At 73.4% G+C, this 16961-nt stretch carries 17 protein-coding genes; 10 read left to right on the forward strand and 7 right to left on the reverse strand.

The features are described 5' to 3' along the window. Positions 1–2: 2 nt before the first annotated feature. From hutI to hutU, 4 genes are all read right to left on the reverse strand, one after another. Positions 3–1217, reverse strand: a complete 1215-nt coding sequence (gene hutI / locus IPT68_RS14850; RefSeq protein ID WP_194074091.1) for an imidazolonepropionase — start codon at positions 1215–1217, stop codon at positions 3–5. Between the two features lie 32 nt (positions 1218–1249). Further along, positions 1250–2590: a formimidoylglutamate deiminase gene (locus IPT68_RS14855; protein WP_373300700.1), complete on the reverse strand. Its 1341-nt coding sequence runs from the start codon at positions 2588–2590 to the stop codon at positions 1250–1252. Continuing rightward, complete coding sequence (locus tag IPT68_RS14860) at positions 2581–3783, reverse strand: allantoate amidohydrolase (RefSeq protein WP_189700486.1); 1203 nt, start codon at positions 3781–3783, stop codon at positions 2581–2583. The genes IPT68_RS14855 and IPT68_RS14860 overlap by 10 nt, the downstream gene beginning before the upstream one ends. A gap of 83 nt (positions 3784–3866) precedes the next feature. Beyond that, entirely contained in the window at positions 3867–5531 is a 1665-nt protein-coding gene (gene hutU, locus IPT68_RS14865) for a urocanate hydratase (protein ID WP_189700382.1), read from the reverse strand. A 142-nt stretch (positions 5532–5673) separates the two neighbouring features. Here hutU and IPT68_RS14870 point away from each other — a divergent pair, with 142 nt between their 5' ends. From IPT68_RS14870 to IPT68_RS14890, 5 genes are all read left to right on the forward strand, one after another. Continuing rightward, positions 5674–7080, forward strand: a complete 1407-nt coding sequence (locus IPT68_RS14870; RefSeq protein WP_189700383.1) for a type III PLP-dependent enzyme domain-containing protein — start codon at positions 5674–5676, stop codon at positions 7078–7080. A 147-nt stretch (positions 7081–7227) separates the two neighbouring features. Further along, positions 7228–7638 (forward strand): hypothetical protein, encoded by a 411-nt coding sequence (locus IPT68_RS14875; protein WP_189700384.1) that lies wholly within the window; start codon positions 7228–7230, stop codon positions 7636–7638. Then, positions 7635–8675, forward strand: coding sequence for a transcriptional regulator (locus tag IPT68_RS14880; RefSeq protein ID WP_189700385.1), 1041 nt, complete (start codon positions 7635–7637; stop codon positions 8673–8675). The genes IPT68_RS14875 and IPT68_RS14880 overlap by 4 nt, the downstream gene beginning before the upstream one ends. Positions 8676–8772: 97 nt before the next feature. Then, positions 8773–9258 (forward strand): roadblock/LC7 domain-containing protein, encoded by a 486-nt coding sequence (locus tag IPT68_RS14885; RefSeq protein WP_189700386.1) that lies wholly within the window; start codon positions 8773–8775, stop codon positions 9256–9258. Positions 9259–9274: 16 nt separating this feature from the next. Continuing rightward, positions 9275–9649 (forward strand): roadblock/LC7 domain-containing protein, encoded by a 375-nt coding sequence (locus IPT68_RS14890; RefSeq protein ID WP_189700387.1) that lies wholly within the window; start codon positions 9275–9277, stop codon positions 9647–9649. 8 nt (positions 9650–9657) lie between these two features. Here IPT68_RS14890 and IPT68_RS14895 read toward each other — a convergent pair whose 3' ends face one another. From IPT68_RS14895 to IPT68_RS14905, 3 genes are all read right to left on the reverse strand, one after another. Further along, positions 9658–10245: a hypothetical protein gene (locus IPT68_RS14895; protein ID WP_189700388.1), complete on the reverse strand. Its 588-nt coding sequence runs from the start codon at positions 10243–10245 to the stop codon at positions 9658–9660. Between the two features lie 165 nt (positions 10246–10410). Further along, on the reverse strand, positions 10411–11271 hold the full coding sequence (locus tag IPT68_RS14900; RefSeq protein WP_189700389.1) for a MurR/RpiR family transcriptional regulator: 861 nt from the start codon (positions 11269–11271) through the stop codon (positions 10411–10413). Further along, complete coding sequence (locus IPT68_RS14905; protein ID WP_189700487.1) at positions 11268–12776, reverse strand: aromatic amino acid ammonia-lyase; 1509 nt, start codon at positions 12774–12776, stop codon at positions 11268–11270. Before IPT68_RS14905 ends, IPT68_RS14900 begins: the two co-directional genes overlap by 4 nt. Before the next feature lie 142 nt (positions 12777–12918). On the opposite strand from IPT68_RS14905, the gene IPT68_RS14910 reads away from it, so the two are divergent. From IPT68_RS14910 to IPT68_RS14930, 5 genes are all read left to right on the forward strand, one after another. Beyond that, positions 12919–13950: an ABC transporter ATP-binding protein gene (locus IPT68_RS14910; RefSeq protein ID WP_189700390.1), complete on the forward strand. Its 1032-nt coding sequence runs from the start codon at positions 12919–12921 to the stop codon at positions 13948–13950. Further along, a complete protein-coding gene (locus IPT68_RS14915) occupies positions 13947–14588 on the forward strand; it encodes an ABC transporter permease (RefSeq protein WP_189700391.1) in 642 nt (213 codons plus the stop codon). Before IPT68_RS14910 ends, IPT68_RS14915 begins: the two co-directional genes overlap by 4 nt. Position 14589: 1 nt before the next feature. After that, the gene (locus IPT68_RS14920; RefSeq protein ID WP_189700392.1) at positions 14590–15252 is read left to right on the forward strand and encodes an ABC transporter permease; all 663 of its coding nucleotides are present in this window, start codon (positions 14590–14592) and stop codon (positions 15250–15252) included. 11 nt (positions 15253–15263) lie between these two features. Then, positions 15264–16205 (forward strand): ABC transporter substrate-binding protein, encoded by a 942-nt coding sequence (locus tag IPT68_RS14925; protein ID WP_189700393.1) that lies wholly within the window; start codon positions 15264–15266, stop codon positions 16203–16205. A 74-nt stretch (positions 16206–16279) separates the two neighbouring features. Then, positions 16280–16708, forward strand: a complete 429-nt coding sequence (locus IPT68_RS14930; RefSeq protein ID WP_189700488.1) for a hypothetical protein — start codon at positions 16280–16282, stop codon at positions 16706–16708. Positions 16709–16961 lie beyond the last annotated feature (253 nt).

The raw sequence follows: 16961 nt of genomic DNA on the forward strand, positions 1-16961 counted from the left end.
GGTCAGGCGGCCCGCCGTCCGCGCCGCCACACCTCGCTCACCAGGGGCACCCCCGGCCGGTACGCCAGATGGACGTGGCTGGGGGCGTCGAGAACGGCCAGGTCGGCGTAGGCGCCGGGGCTCAGGCGGCCGACGTCGTCGCGGCGCAGGGCACGGGCGCCGCCCGCCGTGGCGGACCAGAGCGCCTCGTCGGGGGTCATCCGCATGTCCCGTACCGCCAGGGCGATGCAGAACGGGACGGACGAGGTGAACGACGAGCCGGGGTTGCAGTCCGTCGACAGCGCCACCGTGACGCCCGCGTCCAGCAGCCGCCGCGCGTCGGGCCACTCGGCGCGCGTGGAGAACTCGGCGCCGGGAAGCAGGGTGGCCACGGTGGAGCTGTTGGCCAGCGCGTCGACGTCCTGGTCGGTGAGGTGGGTGCAGTGGTCGGCGGAGGCGGCGTCCAGCTCGACGGCGAGCTGGACGCCGGGGCCGTACGTCAGCTGGTTGGCGTGGACGCGCGGGTGCAGGCCCCTGGCCCTGCCCGCGGTGAGGATGGCGCGGGCCTGGTCGCCGTCGAACGCGCCCTTCTCGCAGAAGACGTCGATCCAGCGGGCGTACGGCGCGCAGGCGTCGAGCATCTCGCCGGTGACCAGGGCGACGTACGCCGCCGGGTCCTCGGCGTGATCGGGGGGGACGATGTGGGCGCCCAGGTAGGTGACCTCGTCGGTGTGGGCGGCGGCGATGCGCAGGGCCCGGGACTCGTCCTCGACGGTGAGGCCGTAGCCCGACTTGGTCTCCAGGGTCGTGGTGCCCTGGCGGAGGGCCTCGGCGAGGTAGCGGGTCAGGGTGGCCTCGAGCTCGGCGTCCGTCGCGGCGCGGGTGGCGGCGACCGTGGTCCGGATGCCGCCCGCGCTGTACGCCCGGCCGGACATACGGGCGTTGAACTCCTCCGTGCGGTCGCCCGCGAACACCAGGTGGGAGTGGGAGTCGACGAACCCCGGGATCACCGCGCGGCCGCCGGCGTCGACCCGGTTGTCAGTGGCGGGTGCTTTGCTTGATTCACCGGTCCACGCGACGCGGTCGCCGTCGATGACGACGGCCGCGTCGTGGATCAGGCCCAGGGGGGATCCGTCACCGAGGGAGGGGTCGTTGGTGACCAGCGTGGCGATGTTGGTGACGACGGTGGTCGTGCCGTGGGTGGCGCCGGCGGGTGTGGCGCTGGTGGTGCTGCTCATGGCGTCCTCATGGGGGTTCGGGTCGGCGGTCGTCAGGCACGCAGGGCGTCGACGGCCTGCGCGAGTGCCCGCGGCACATCGGGTACCAGGGTGTGCGCCCCGTCGCGCACGACGTGCCGCCCGCCGACGACCGTATGGCGGACGTCCGCTGCCGTCGCGGCGAATACGGCCGTCTCGGCGCCCAGCCCGGGCAGCGGCCCCGCCGTTCTGACCGAGTCGAGCGCGATCGTCGTGAAGTCGGCGAGCCCGCCGGGCTCCAGGGTGCCCGCGTCGGGCCAGCCGAGCGCGGCATGCCCGTCCGCCGTGGCGGCCCGCAGCAGGGCGGCGGCCGTCCAGTGGCCGCGGGTGCGGGTGCGCAGCCGCTCGTTCAGCTCCATCGCGCGGGCCTCTTCGAGCAGGTCGACGACGGCATGGCTGTCGGAGCCGAGGGAGAGGGGGGAACCCGCTCGCTGGAGCGCCGCGGCCGGCCCGATGCCGTCCGCGAGGTCCCGCTCCGTCGTCGGACACATGCAGGTGCCGGTGCCGCTGCGGCCGATCAGGGCGATGTCGTCGTCGGTCAGGTGCGTGTTGTGGACGCCGGTGGTGCGGGGGCCGAGGACGCCGTGGTCGGCGAGGAGCCGGGTGGGGGTGCGGCCGTGCGCCTCCCGGCAGGCGTCGTTCTCGGCGGTCTGCTCGGACAGGTGCACGTGCAGCGGGGCCCGCCGCTCCTCGGCCCAGCGCGCCACGGTCGCCAACTGGTCGGCGGGCACGGCCCGTACGGAGTGGATCGCCGCCCCGATCCGTGCGTGATCCCGTTCCTTGAGAACTGAACAGCGTTCGGCCCAGTGCTCGGCCGTCCGGTCGGAGAAGCGGAGCTGGTGGGCGTTGGGCGGCTGTCCGAAGCCGGAGGAGAGGTAGCAGGTGTCGAGGAGGGTGATGCGGATCCCGGCTTCGGCGGCTGCCGCGACCAGCGCCTCGCCCATGGCGTTGGGGTCGGCGTAGGGGGTGCCGCCGGACGCGTGGTGGACGTAGTGGAACTCGCCGACGGCCGTGATGCCGGCGAGGGCCATCTCGGCGTAGGCCGCCCTCGCCAGCGCGTGGTAGGTGTCCGGGGTGAGCCGGTCGGCGGTGGCGTACATGACCTCGCGCCACGTCCAGAAGGTGCCCGAGCCGACCTGCACGGTGCCACGCAGGGCGCGGTGGAAGGCGTGGCTGTGGGCGTTGGCGAGGCCGGGGAGGGTGAGGCCGCGGAGGATCTCGGCGCCGGGGGGCGGACTGCCGACGCCCTGGTGGACGGCGGTGATCCGGCCGTCCTCGGTGTCGACGGCGACTCCCGGCTCGACGTGATTGCCGAGCCAGGCGTGTTCCAGCCAGTACGTCCGTGTCACGCGCAGGCCAGCCCTTCCAGTACGTCGGCGAGTGCGCTGACCCCGGCCACGCAGTCGTCCTCGGCCGCGAACTCGGCCGGGGAGTGCGAGACGCCGGTGGGGTTGCGCACGAACAGCATGGCGGTCGGGATCGTCCCGGCCAGGATCCCGGCGTCGTGTCCGGCGCCGGTGCCGAGGACCGGGACCGTGAGGTCGGTGTCCTTGCCCAGGATGCGGGCGAGTTCGTCGCGCAGGGCGTGGTCGAACTCGACGACCGGCGTGAAGGACTCCCGTACGACGTCGAGGTCGACGCCGTGGGCGTCGGCGTGCTCGCGGGCCGCCCGCTGGATCTCGGTGACGACGGTGTCGAGGGTTTGCTGGTCGGCGGCACGGGAGTCGATCCAGCCGCGCACCAGGGAGGGGACGGCGTTGACGCCGTTGGGTTCGACGGCGACCTTGCCGAACGTGGCGACGGCCTCACCGAGTTCGGCCGCGCGGCGGGCGGCGAGGACGGTCCCGGCGTACGGCAGCATGGGGTCGCGCCGGTCCACGAGCCGGGTGGTGCCGGCGTGGTTGGCCTCGCCCCGGAAGTCGAACCGCCACCGCCCGTGCGGCCAGATGGCGCTGGCGACGCCGACCCGGTCGCCGGACAGGTCCAGGGCGCGGCCCTGTTCGACGTGCAGCTCGACGAAGGCGCCGATGCGGGCCAGCCGTTCGGGGTCGGGTCCGATGGCGTCGGGGTCGTGTCCGGCGGCCTCCATGGCCCGCGGCAGGGTGATGCCCTCGGCGTCGGTCAGGCGGTGCGCCTGCTCGACGGTGAGCTGCCCGGCGGCGAGCCGCGACCCGACGCAGGCGAGCCCGAAGCGGGCGCCCTCCTCGTCGCCGAAGTTGACGATGCCGAGGGGTTTGCCGAACCGCACGCCGCGGTTGCGCAGTTCGTCCAGCGCGGCGAACGACGACACGACCCCGAGGGGACCGTCGAAGGCCCCGCCGTCGGGCACGGAGTCGAGATGCGACCCGGTGACGACGGCGTCCCCCCGGGCGGGATCGCCGAGCCAGGCCCACTGGTTGCCGTTCCGGTCCAGCTCGTGGACCAGCCCGCGCGCCTCGGCCTGCGCCCGGAACCAGTCACGGCACTCACGGTCGGCCCCGGTCCAGGCGAAGCGGCGGTAGCCGCGGGTGCCGGGGTGCCGGCCGATGGGGAGCAGTTCGCGCCACATCGCGTGGAACGAGGCGCCACCCGGGGCGGCGGCGGCCGCGGGCGGCGCGGCGTACGCGTCGCCCGGACCGTTCCCGTCCCGGGTCACGCCTGGTCACCCTCACGCATCGGCACCCGCACGCCCCGCTGCGACGCCACCGACTCGGCGATGTCGTAGCCCGCGTCCACGTGCCGGATGACGCCCATCCCGGGGTCGTTGGTCAGCACCCGCCGGATCTTCTCGCCGGCCAGCGCCGTGCCGTCGGCCACCGTCACCTGGCCGGCGTGCATGGACCGTCCCATGCCGACGCCGCCGCCGTGGTGCAGGGACACCCAGGAGGCGCCCGACGCCACGTTCACCATGGCGTTCAGCAGCGGCCAGTCGGCGATCGCGTCGGAGCCGTCGAGCATGGCCTCGGTCTCCCGGTAGGGGGAGGCCACGGAGCCGCAGTCGAGGTGGTCGCGCCCGATGACGATCGGTGCGGCCAGCTCCCCGCTCGCGACCATGTCGTTGAACCGCTCGCCCGCCTTGTCCCGCTCGCCGTAGCCGAGCCAGCAGATCCGGGCGGGCAGTCCCTGGAAGTGCACCCGCTCCCCGGCCAGGCGGATCCAGCGGGCCAGGGACTCGTTCTCGGGGAACAGGTCGAGGATGGCCTTGTCCGTCTTGGCGATGTCGGCGGGATCCCCGGACAGGGCGGCCCAACGGAAGGGGCCCTTGCCCTCGCAGAACAGCGGGCGGATGTAGGCGGGGACGAAGCCCGGGAAGGCGAACGCCCGGTCGTACCCGGCGAGCTGCGCCTCGCCGCGGATGGAGTTGCCGTAGTCGAACACCTCGGCGCCGGCGTCCATGAAGCCCACCATCGCCTCGACGTGCCGGGCCATCGACTCGCGGGCCCGCGTGGTGAAGCCCGCCGGGTCCTTCGCCGCGTAGGACGCCATCTCGTCGAAGGCGACCCCGAGCGGCAGGTACGCCAGCGGGTCGTGCGCCGAGGTCTGGTCGGTGACGATGTCGATCGGCGCACCCATGGCCAGCAGTTGCGGCACCAGCTCCGCCGCGTTGCCGAGGACGCCGATGGACAGCGGGCGGCGCGCGTCTCGGGCCTCGGTGGCGAGCTGGAGGGCGTGGTCGAGGGAGTCGGCCTTCACGTCGAGGTAGCGGTGCTCGATGCGCCGCTCGATGGCGCGCGGGTCGCAGTCGACGCAGATCGCCACGCCGTCGTTCATCGTCACGGCGAGCGGCTGGGCGCCGCCCATCCCGCCGAGTCCGGCCGTGAGGGTGATGGTCCCGGCGAGCGTGCCGCCGAACTTCTTCGCGGCGACGGCGGCGAAGGTCTCGTAGGTGCCCTGGAGGATGCCCTGGGTGCCGATGTAGATCCAGGAACCGGCGGTCATCTGCCCGTACATGGTCAGGCCGAGGGCCTCCAGGCGGCGGAACTCCTCCCAGTTGGCCCAGTCGCCGACCAGGTTGGAGTTGGCGATGAGGACGCGCGGCGCCCACTCGTGGGTCTGCATGACGCCGACCGGGCGGCCGGACTGGACGAGCATCGTCTCGTCCTGCTTCAGCGTCTTCAGGGTGCGCACCATCGCGTCGAAGGACCGCCAGTCCCGCGCCGCCTTGCCGGTGCCGCCGTAGACGACGAGCTTGTCGGGGTGTTCGGCGACCTCGGGGTCGAGGTTGTTCTGCAGCATCCGCAGGGCAGCCTCCTGCTGCCAGCCCAGGGCGCTCGGCTGCGTACCGCGCGGCGCTCGTACGGGGCGGGGTCCTGACATGGTCTGCCTCCCTGGTGACTGCTCTCGCGGAGCTCCCTGCGGAATGTTGCTGCGTCTATTCACATCCTGGCCTTCTGAATAGAGCTAGTCAATAGCGGGGGGTCCCCGGACGGCGCGACGCCGCGGGTGTTTGGCTGGATGCATGAGGCATCGACAGGACGGGGACGACGTGCACGACGTTCATGAAGGCGGGGCGGGCGGCGGCGAGAGGTCGGCGCGGCGCGACGAGGCGGTCCGGGCTGCCGTCGAGCAGGGGCTGCTGAGCCGGGACGTCCCCCTCGCCGGGCTGCTCGACGTCACCGGCATCAGGGAGTCGGCGGCGGAGCTGCGCGCGGCGTTCGACGCGGTGGTGGCACCCGGCACGCCCGTGCTGCACGCGTTCGCGGTGAAGGCGGCCCCGCTGGTCCCGGTGCTGCGGCTGCTGCGCGACGAGGGCATCGGCGCGGAGGTGGCGAGCCCGGGGGAGCTGGCCCTGGCCCGGGCGGCCGGGGTGGCGCCGGAGCGGACGGTGCTGGACTCGCCCGCGAAGACACCGGCGGAGCTGCGCGAGGCGCTGGCGCTGGGCATCGCCGTGAACGCGGACAACCCGCAGGAGCTGGAGCGCATCGACGCCCTGATGCGGTCCGCCCCCAGCCGCTCCCCCCTCGGCATCCGGGTGAACCCGCAGGTCGGCGGCGGTTCCATCGAGGCGCTGTCCACCGCCACGGCGACCTCGAAGTTCGGGGTGGCGCTGCGGGACGAAGGGGCGCGCGAGTGGGTGATACGGGCGTACGCCGAGCGCCCCTGGCTGACGCGGCTGCACGCGCACACCGGGTCGCAGGGCATCCCGCTGTCGAGGATGACCGAGGGCGTGGCGGCGGCGTACGCGCTGGCGGAGGAGATCAACCGGCGGATCGGGCGGCCGCAGGTCGACACGATCGACATCGGCGGCGGGCTGCCGGTGAACTTCGCCTCGGAGGCGACGACGCCGACGTACACGCAGTACGCGCGGATGCTGAAGGGGGCGGTGCCGGGGCTGTTCGACGGGCGCTACGGGCTGGTCACCGAGTTCGGGCGGTCACTGCTGGCCAAGCACGGCACGGTGGTGGCGCGGGTGGAGTACGCCAAGAGCGCGGGCGGCCGGCCGGTGGCGGTGACGCACGCGGGCGTGCAGGTGGCGACGCGGACGGTGTACGCGCCGGGATCGTGGCCACTGCGGATCGCCGCGTACGACGCCAAGGGGCGGCCGAAGGAGGGGCCGGCGGTGGTGCAGGACGTCGCGGGACCCGCGTGCTTCGCGGGCGACCTGCTGGCCGAGGGGCGCGAGTTGCCGCTGCTGGAGCAGGGGGACTACGCGGCGGCGCTGGACACGGGGGCGTACTACTTCGCCCACCACTACGCGTACAACTCCCTGGCCCGACCGGGCATCTACGGTTTCGTCCCGGACGGCGCGGGCGGCGTGGCCTTCGCGACCGTCCGTACGCCGCAGACGCTCGACGAGATCGTGGCCGAGTCGGGCGGGGCGCACGCGGGCACGCTCGCCGAGCTTCCTGCACCCGCGCGGGAGTGATCAACTCCTCCGGAAACGACGCCAGTTGACCCACACTAGTCACTCGTCGCATGTTCCACCGGAAAATGCCAGAACGCTCACCTGTCGCACACACGTTGCGTAGTCTCTGGGTCACTCAGCCGAACCCCGGCAGGAGGGGAGTCTAGGGTGCCCGGAATCGACGAGTGCCTACTGGAGGCCATGCGGCTGCCCGGAGCACGAGGGGCCGCACTGGTCGACTGGACGAGCGGGCTGGCCCTGGGCACCGTCGGCGAGCCCCCGGGCGGCGACCACGAGGCGGCGGCGGCCGAGGCCGCGGAACTGGCCCGGCTGGCCGCCGAGCAGCGGGCGTTCGCCCCGGTCGGCGGCGGTGACGGCGAGGACGGGGAGGAACCCGCCGACCCGCCCGTCGAGGACCTGATCCTCAGCAACCGGGACAGTTATCACGTCCTGCGGTTCGTGCGGACGTCGTTCGACAGCAGCGTCTTCCTGCACCTGTGGCTGGCCCGGGCGGACGGCAACCTCGCACTGGCCCGCATCCGCCTGGGCGAGATGGCCGGGCGGCTGGTGCTGGGATGACCATGGTCAGCACCACCCCACCACCCAGACTGCCGGTGAGAGACAAGGCCGCCCGGCCCCGTACCGGCGGCGTCTCCCCGATGCTCACCCGCCTCGCCGCAGAGCGCGCCACCGGTGTCCTGGTCCGCGCGACGGGCACCCTGTACCTCGCCGAGGGCCGGGTGGTGCACGCCGAGAGCCCTCTCGCGCCCGGCCTCGACGTGCTCCTCACGGCCCACGGCACCCTCGACGCGCGGGACTGGCAGGACGCCCTCGACCGGGCCGGCGAGCCGGACACTGCCGACCGCCTCCTCCTCGACGGCGGCCGACTCGCGCCCGGCGCGCTGGAGTTGTGCCATCTGAGCGCGCTGTACGACGCCGCGTACTTCGCGCTCGCGCCCAGCAGCACCCCGGGCCGCTTCCGGTACGGCACCACGCACTGGCTCGGTTCCGTGCACCCGGTCGCGGTCGGCGCCGTCGAGCAGGAGACGCTCCGCCGCCGCGCCCTGCTGCACCGCATCTGGCCGGACCCGGCGACCGACAGCGCACCGCTGGAACGCGTGGACACCGCCGCCGCCCCGGCGGTCCCGCTCCGGCAGAGCGCGGTACTGGCCCTGGTGGACGGCGTGCGCACCGCCACGGACATCGCCCGCGACCTGGGCAGACCGGCCTTCCACACCCTGGTGTCGATACGCCGCCTGGCGGCGGCCGGCCTGATCGCGCCCCGCCCGCCCCTGCCGGGCACAGGCGGCCCCCGGACCGAGCACCCGTTACCGGACCAGGGCGTCCTCACCGCACCCGGCCACCCCTCCCCCGGGCACACCGCCCCCACCGACCCCGGGAGCGCCGGTGCCACCACCCGCACCGGCCCGGCGCACGCCGCCCCCCGCACCGGCCACGCGCGCGCCGACGACCCCAGCGCTCCCGAGCCCCCGGGGCACGCCGCTCCGGGACACCCCGGGCACCTCGATACCCCCGCCCCCACATGGCCCGACCCCGCCGAACACCCCGACATCGCACTGCTGAAGAGGGTCAGGGATGCGCTGGAGGCCCTTTGAGCGGCAGCAACCGCCGCAGCCCGCACCGCGACAGCCGACGCCGCGCCGAGCGACGCCGCGCCAACCGCCTCGACCGCCCGCCGAGAGGAGAGCCCTGATGGCGGTGGAACCCCCGATCCTCGACGAACTCCACCGGCTGAGAGCCCGCGTCCCCCAACTGACCGGCGCCCTCGCCGCCAGCGTGGACGGCCTGGTCATCGCCCACGACACCCCCGGCGTCGAGCCGGACGGCCTCGCCGCCCTCACCGCCGCCGCACTCGGCGTCGCGGTACGGGTCACAGACGCGACCGGCCGGGGTGACCTGCGCGAACTGCTGGTCCGCGGCGTCAGCGGCTACGTGGCGACGTACGCCGCGGGCCAGACCGCCGTACTGACGCTGCTCGCCGAGGACCGCGTGAACGTCGGCCGCCTGCACCTGGAGGGCCGCCGCACCGGCGCCCGCATCGGTGAGCTGGTCGACAACCTGCCACCGGCCCCACCCGAGCCCCCCACGCGGCCCGAGACGGCCCCCACGACCCGCTCCAAGCCCGTCCGCCGGACTCCCCGCACCCCCACGAACACATCCACCACCACGGAAAACTGAGAGGAACCCAACCACCATGGCCAACACCGAGACCGCCCTCAAGGAAGCACTCGCCTCGATCGAGGGCGCCACCGGAGTAGCCCTCGTCGACTACACCACCGGCATGGCCCTCGGCACGCTGGGCGGCAGCAAGAGCTTCGACCTCAACGTCGCCGCCGCCGGCAACACCGACGTGGTACGCGCCAAGATGCGCACGATGGAGCACTTGGGGCTCAAGGGCCAGATCGAGGACATCCTGATCACGCTGACGGACCAGTACCACCTGATCCGCCTGCTCAGCGGCCGCAGCGGCAACGGGCTGTTCCTCTACCTGGCCCTCGACGCCAAACGCGCCAACCTCGCGATGGCCCGCCATCAGCTGCGGCGCATCGAGGAGGAACTCGAGGTCTGACGCGCGCCTCAGACCAGCGCGGCGGTGCGGCGACGCGAGCCACCACCCGGTGCCGCGTCGCCCGCCGCGACGCCCGTGCTGCGGTACGCCTTGACCGCCTTGCCGGCCGGGCGGCCCGCGCCCCGGCCGAGCCAGTCGACGCGTACCCACAGCAGCGCCTCCCCGGCCCGCTCGCGCCGCCCGAGCCAGGCCGCCTTCAGCCACAGCCCGGCACCGCACCCGGCGAGCAGCATGCCGCCCGCGGCGGGCACGGCGTAGGAGCTGCCCAGGGCCGCGAGGAAGGCGAGCAGCAGCCACCAGCCGTGCCCGCGCCGCCAGTTGCGCACGGTCACCGCGCGGTCCTGGAGCACGTCGTGCCTGGCGGCGCGGGCCGCGCCGCGGGCGAGGGCGGCGTACCGTCCGCGGCGTGCGTACGCCACCAGGGCCGCCGCCACGATGAACAGCACGGCCCCGGCCATGACGCCGATCCGGCGCCCCGTCAGTCCCGGCAGCAGCACGCCGATGCCGGCCGCGCACACACCCAGCCACCACAGCGGTGCGGCCCCGGCCCGTACGACGCAGGCCACCCGAGCCAGCCCCTGTCCTCCGCGCGTCACGTTCAGCCTCCCGTCTCGCGTCTCACGTCTCGCGTGTCACGTCTTCGAAGCGTCACAACCCCCGGACTCCTGAGGGGAACCTCAGGGTCTGGTTGCGTCAGGTTCTAGAACACGCACGCTAGCGAGGCAAGGTGAGACGAGTCTGAGAAGGCGCGGGCCGCCCGGTCACTCCACGAACAGCCCCCGTGCCGCCGCGCGCGTGTCGAACTCCTCCAGCCGCGCCTGGGCGTCCGGCAGGTCGTCGCACATCGCCTCCAGCAGCACCCGCCCCAGCAGCATCGGCGCGCACGCGGTGTCGAAGGCGAGCCCGGTGCCGACGGCGGCGGGCAGCAGCAGGTCGGACACCTTGGCGACCGGCGCGAAGGCCGAGTCGGCGACGGTCACCACCGTCAGCCCGGCCTCCCGCGCGTACGCCAGCGTGTCCACGACCTCGCGCGGATGCCGGGGCAGGGCGAAGCACAGCAGCGCCGAGGCGCCCGCGCGCACGGCCGCGTCGATCCGGTCGTGGATCATCGTGCCGCCCTCGTTGAGCAGCCGTACGTCCGGATGGACCTTGGCGGCGAAGTACGCGAAGCCGTACGCCTGGGAGGCCGCCGCCCTCAGGCCCAGCACCGGCAGCGGGCGCGAGGCGGCCAGCAGCCGCCCGGCCTCCTGTACCGGCCGGGGATCGGCGAGCAGGTCGGCGAGGTGCCTCAGGTTCTCGATCTCGGCCTCGACGGCCTGCTGGTACTCGTTGTACGACGCCGTGCCGGCGGACTGCTCGGCGGGTGCGACCTCGCGCAGGTACCTGCGCAGGGCGGGGTAGCCGTCGAAGCCGAGGGCGACCGCGAAGCGGGTGACGGACGGCTGGCTGACCCCGGCGAGTTGGGCCAGCTCGACGCTGGACAGGAACGGCACGTCGGCGGCCCGCCGCACCATGCTGTGCGCGATGCGCCGCTGGGTCGGCGTGAGCCGGTGCCCCTCGAACAGCGCCTGCAGCCGTGCGGCAGGGCTGTCCGGCACACCCGTGTTCGTGTCACCGCTCATGACGTGCTCCCCCTCCAGATGTCCGTGAACCGGTCGAGCAGTTCGGCCGCCGCCGTCACGTCGCGGGTCAGCGGGCGGTCGGCCGGGTCCGCGTCCAGCACCGACTCGGCGAGCTCCAGTGCCCGGCCCGCCGGCAGGTCCGGCTCGGGGCGCAGGTCGCGCTGGCGCAACGCCCGGACCGCGGCGACGAGTTCGCAGCCGACGACGAGACGGTACGCGCCGCACGCGCGCAGCGTCTGGCGTGCGGCGAGCGAGGCGAAACTGGCCTGTTCCTCGACGCCCCGGGAGAGTACAGCGTGACCGAGCGACGCGGGCGCCGAGAAGGCCCGCAGATCACCGAGGGCGGCGCCGGCGGCGTACTCCAGGATCATCACGCCGGACGAGGCGGGCTCGTGGTCGGCGAGGAACGGGCGCAGGCGGGTGTAGGCGGGCTCGTTCAGCGTCGACAGCCGGGACGTCGACAGGCGGGCCACCTGCGTTATGGCCAGCCGGAAGTGGTCCAGGGCGAGCGCGAGCTGGGCCTGGTAGAAGCCGCCGTGGTGGTAGGCGGCCATGTCCTCCGGGGAGATCAGCGGGTTCTCGGCGGCCGCGTTGATCTCGACGGTGAGGACGTCCTCCAGGGCGTCGGCGGCGTCCTGCGCGGGGCCGTGGATCTGGGGCAGGCAGCGGAAGCCGTACGGGTCCTGGATCCGGCCGAGCGGGGGGTGCGGCCGGTCGGCGGCGCCGATCAGCCGGCGCATCCGGCGGGCGACGTCGGCGGTGCCCCGGTGCGGTCGGGCGGCGTGCACGGGGGCGGCGTACGCCTCGTGGGAGCCGTCGACGGCCAGCAGGGACAGGGCGGCGACGACCTGGGTGGCGGCGAGCAGGCCGCGCAGTTCGTGCAGGGCAAGCGCGGACTGGCCGAGGGTGAGGGCGTTGCTGCTGATCAGCGCCAGCGCGTCGTTGTTGTCCAGCGGCTGCGCCTCGGGCGCACCCGCTCCCCGCCAGGGGTGCTCTCCCGCCAGCGCCAGCCCCACCTGGGCGAGTGCGGCGATGTCGCCGGTGCCGACCGAGCCGAACTCGTTCACCACCGGGTGCGCGCCGGTCTCCAGCGCCTCGCACAGCGCGGTGACGACGGACGGTCTGAGCCCGGCGCCGCCCGCCAGCAGCTGGTTGGCCCGGACGGCGAGCATCGCCCGCACCTGCCGCGCGGGCAGTTCCTCGCCGATCGCGCCGGCGTGACTGCGCAGCAGCCGCAGCCCGTGCGCGGCGGCAGCCTCGGTGGGAACATTCTCGTTCCGGTTGGCGCCGACCCCGGTGGAGCGGCCGTACACGCGTCCGGTCGCGGCGATCATGCGGGCGGCGTTCCAGGACTCCTCCGCGCGCTTCATGGCCTCGGTCCCCGGCACCGGCCGCGCGGCCCCGTCGGCGAGCCGGACGACGTCGGTGACGCCCGTCCCGCGTCCGTCCAGCACCACGAGGGCGGTCAACGCATCCTCCGGGGCGTCCACAATGCGAGACGACATCATGCGCAAACCCTCCTCAACCCGGACATCGGTTCTTGCCTGCCGGTCACCCGTCACCACGGATTAACGCCGGAGCATTGACAACCTATTCAGACACCAAGAACTCTGCATGACGTTATACAGGCCGGGCAAGGGACATCTCATGATCCAGTTCGACGCGGTCCACAAGCGCTTCGCCAACGGCACCACCGCAGTCCACGACCTCACCCTCCGCATGCCGGAAGGCGGCGTGACCGTCCTCGTCGGATCCTCCGGTTGTGGCAAGACAACCACCTTGAGGATGATCAACCGGATGGTCGAACCGACCTCCGGCACCATCCGGGTCGGCGGCAAGGACGTCCAGCAGCAGGACGCGGCCGAACTGCGCCGCTCCATCGGATACGTCATCCAGCAGTCGGGCCTGTTCCCGCACCGCACCGTGCTGGACAACATCGCCACCGTCCCGCTGCTGCTCGGCTGGGGCCGGCGCAAGGCCCGTGCGAAGGCGGCCGAGCTGCTTCAGACCGTCGGCCTGCCCGCCGAGACCGGCCGCCGCTACCCCCACCAGCTCTCCGGCGGCCAGCAGCAGCGTGTCGGCGTCGCCCGCGCGCTCGCCGCGGACCCGCCGGTGCTGCTCATGGACGAGCCGTTCGGCGCGGTCGACCCGGTGGTCCGCAACCAGCTCCAGCAGGAACTGCTGCGCCTGCAGAAGGAGTTGAACAAGACCATCGTCTTCGTCACCCACGACATCGACGAGGCCGTCCGCCTGGGCGACCGGATCGCGATCTTCCGAACCGGCGGCCACCTCGTGCAGTGCGCCCCGCCCGCCGAGATCCTCGCCCGCCCCGCCGACGACTTCGTGGCGGACTTCCTCGGCGCCGAGCGCGGCCTGAAACTGCTCTCGCTCAGGACCCTCGCGGCCGTCCCGCAGGGCCCGGCACCGGAGGGCGGCGTCTGGACCCTCGCCCTCGACGAGGCACGCAGGCCGCTGCACTGGGCCGCGGACGACACCACGATCCCCGTACGGCCGCTCAAGGACGGCGACTCCCTGCTGTCCGCGCTCAACGAGTCGGTCGCCTCCCCCACCGGCCTCGTCGCCCGCGTCGACGCGGACGGCGTCCTCACCGGCGTCACGTCCCGCGACGACATCCACGAGCACGCGAACCGGGCCCAAGGCGAGGTGCTGGCCGCATGAGCATCGACTGGTCGTGGATGTCCGACCACACCGACGACCTCACCGCCCTGACCGTCTCCCACCTCCAGGCGGCCCTCTCGGCGGTCCTGTTCGGCCTGCTGATCTCACTTCCGCTGGCCGTCGTGGCCCACCGGATCCGGCCCCTGCGCGGCTTTCTGCTCGGCATGTCGAACGTGCTGTTCACCATCCCCTCGATCGCGGTCTTCGTGCTGCTGCTCCCGGTCAGCGGCCTCACCCGCACCACCACCGTCATCGGCCTGACGATCTACACCCTGGTCGTCCTGCTCCGGAACACGGTCGAGGGCCTGGACTCGGTCCCGACCAAGACCAAGGAGGCGGCGCGGGCGATGGGCACCCGTCCGTTGCGCACCCTCCTCACGGTCGAGCTCCCGCTGGCCCTGCCCGTGATCATGGCGGGCGTCCGCATCGCCACGGTCATGTCCATCTCCCTGGTGTCGGTCGCCACCTACATCGGCGACGGCGGCCTCGGCCAGCTCTTCACCGACGGCTTCCAGCGCAACTTCCCGACCCCCGTGATCGCCGGCGTGGCCCTCACGCTGCTGCTCGCGGTGGTCGCGGACGCGCTGCTGGTCGCCGTCCAGTACGTACTCACCCCATGGACGAGGCGGCGAGCCTGAGATGTACGAACTCTTCACCGACCTCGGCTCCTGGCTGACCAGCGGCGAGCAGTGGTCCGGCCCGGACGGCATCGCCCACCGCCTCGCCGAGCACCTCCAGTACTCGCTCCTGGCCACCCTCGTCGCCGCCGCGATCGGCCTCCCGCTGGGCCTGCTCATCGGCCACACCGGCCGGGGCGCCTTCCTCGCCATCAACCTGGCGTCCTTCGGCCGCGCCCTGCCCACCGTCGGCCTGGTCGTGCTGGTCTTCCTGGCCAGCGGCCTGTCCATGTGGCCGGTCTACGTCGCCCTGGTCGCCCTCGCGGTCCCGGCGATCGTCACCAACACCTACGCCGGAATGAGGGCGGTGGATCCGGACGTCCGCGACGCCGCCCGCGGCCAGGGCATGCGCGGCCACCAGGTGCTGCTCCAGGTCGAGCTGCCGCTGGCCCTCCCCCTGATCATGACCGGCCTGCGCCTGGCCCTGATCCAGGTAGTGGCCACGGCGACCATCGCCGCGTACGTCTCCTTCGGCGGCCTCGGCCGGTACGTCTTCGACGGCCTGGCCCAGCGCGACCTCGTGCAGGTGCTCGGGGGCGCGGTGCTGGTCGCCCTGGTCGCCGTCGCCCTCGACCTCGCCCTGTCCGCCCTCCAGCGCGCCCTCTTCCGACACCGCACCGCTTAGGGACCCCTGACATGAACCGTCGTACGCTCCTCGGCGGCCTGTTCGCAGCAGGCTCCGTCACCGTCCTCTCCGCCTGCTCCAGCGGCATCACCTCCCTCGAAGGCGAGGGCGGCGCCGCGGGCTCGGGAGGCGGCTCCAGCAAGGGCGGCCTGACCATCGGCACCGCCAACTTCACCGAGAACCAGGTGCTGGGATTCCTGTACGCGGCGGTGCTCACCGCGGCAGGCGTCAAGGTCACCGTGCGCCCCAACCTGGGCACCCGCGAGATCCTCGTCCCCGCCCTGCGCGGCGGCGACATCGACCTGCTGCCCGAGTACCAGGGCGCTCTCCTGCACTACGTCGATCCCAAGGCGACGGCGACCGAGGAGGGCGAGATGCAGAACGCCCTCACGATGGCCCTCCCGGCCGGGCTCCAGGTGCTGCCGTACGGCATGGCGGAGGACTCCGACGCCTTCGCGGTGACCCGGGAGACGGCCGAGAAGTACGGACTGGCCTCCCTGGCCGACCTGAGGAAGCAGAACCGCAAGCTGGTCATCGGCGCGGCACCGGAGGTGAAGAAGCGCCAGGTCGGCGTCGTCGGCCTCAAGGACGTCTACGGCGTCGAGTTCAAGGAGTTCAAGTCGCTCGACTCCTCCGGACCGCTGGTCAAGGGCGCCCTGAAGAAGGGCGACGTCGACGTGGCCAACCTCTTCACCACCGACACCGACATCAAGGAGAACGGCTGGGTGGTCCTGACCGACCCCAAGAACCTGATACCCGGCCAGCACGTCGTCCCCCTCATCGCCGACCGCAAGGCCGACGCCACGGTCCGCAAGGCGCTCGCCGAACTCGGCAACGTCCTCACCACGGCCGACCTCACCGAGCTCAACCGCCTGGTCGACAAGGACAAGAAGGACCCCCAGGACGTGGCCGACGACTACGCCGCCCGCAAGGGCCTGACGGCCACCGGCTGACCCCGCCGACGACAGGGGGGCTAACCCCAGTGCGGCCGGTGTCCGCGCTCCCTACCGTGAAGCGCATGAGCGGAATGGACGCGCGGGACACCGAGCTGAAGAAGGAACTCGACGCCACCCTGCAGGCCCGCAGGGAACTGGGCGAGGAGTACGACTCCGCGCTGGTCGACTCGTTCCTGGAGAAGGTCGAGCAGCGCATCGACGGGGCCGTGGAGCGCCGGGTGCGGCGCCAGCTGGCCGAGCAGCAGATGGTGGCGGCCCGGGACTCGCGGTCACCGAGGCCGACGGACTCCTGGGGCGAGCGCTTCGGCTTCGGCATCGTCTCGCTGGTGCTGGCGGTGCCGCTGTCCGCGATCGGCGGCGGCGTGGCCGACCTGCCCGGCCTGCTCGTCGCCTGGGCCGGCATCGTCGGCGTCAACGCCTTCCAGGCGGCCCGCCTCAACCCGAACCTCTTCGGCGGACGACGCCGCACATCGGCACAGGACAGCGACTGGGAGGACTGAGCCCGGGGACGCGCGACACCCCGGCGAGACGCCGGGAGGACCGACCGCGAGGGCGGCGGGACCGTCGAGAAGACCCCGCGCGGAGAAGATGTGCGCGGGGACCGCCGCACCCCCGTTGCCGGGGGGCGGGACGACGGCGGTCCCCGCGAGGGACGCGGGCCGGGTCAGGCCGGGCTTGCGCGTCCGTGGCGTCCGTGGAGGTCCGGGAGCCGCTCCGGAGGTTCCTTGGCGCCTTACGGGCCGGCCCGGGCGG

The sequence above is a fragment of the Streptomyces chromofuscus genome (assembly GCF_015160875.1).
Taxonomy (GTDB): Bacteria; Actinomycetota; Actinomycetes; order Streptomycetales; family Streptomycetaceae; genus Streptomyces; species Streptomyces chromofuscus.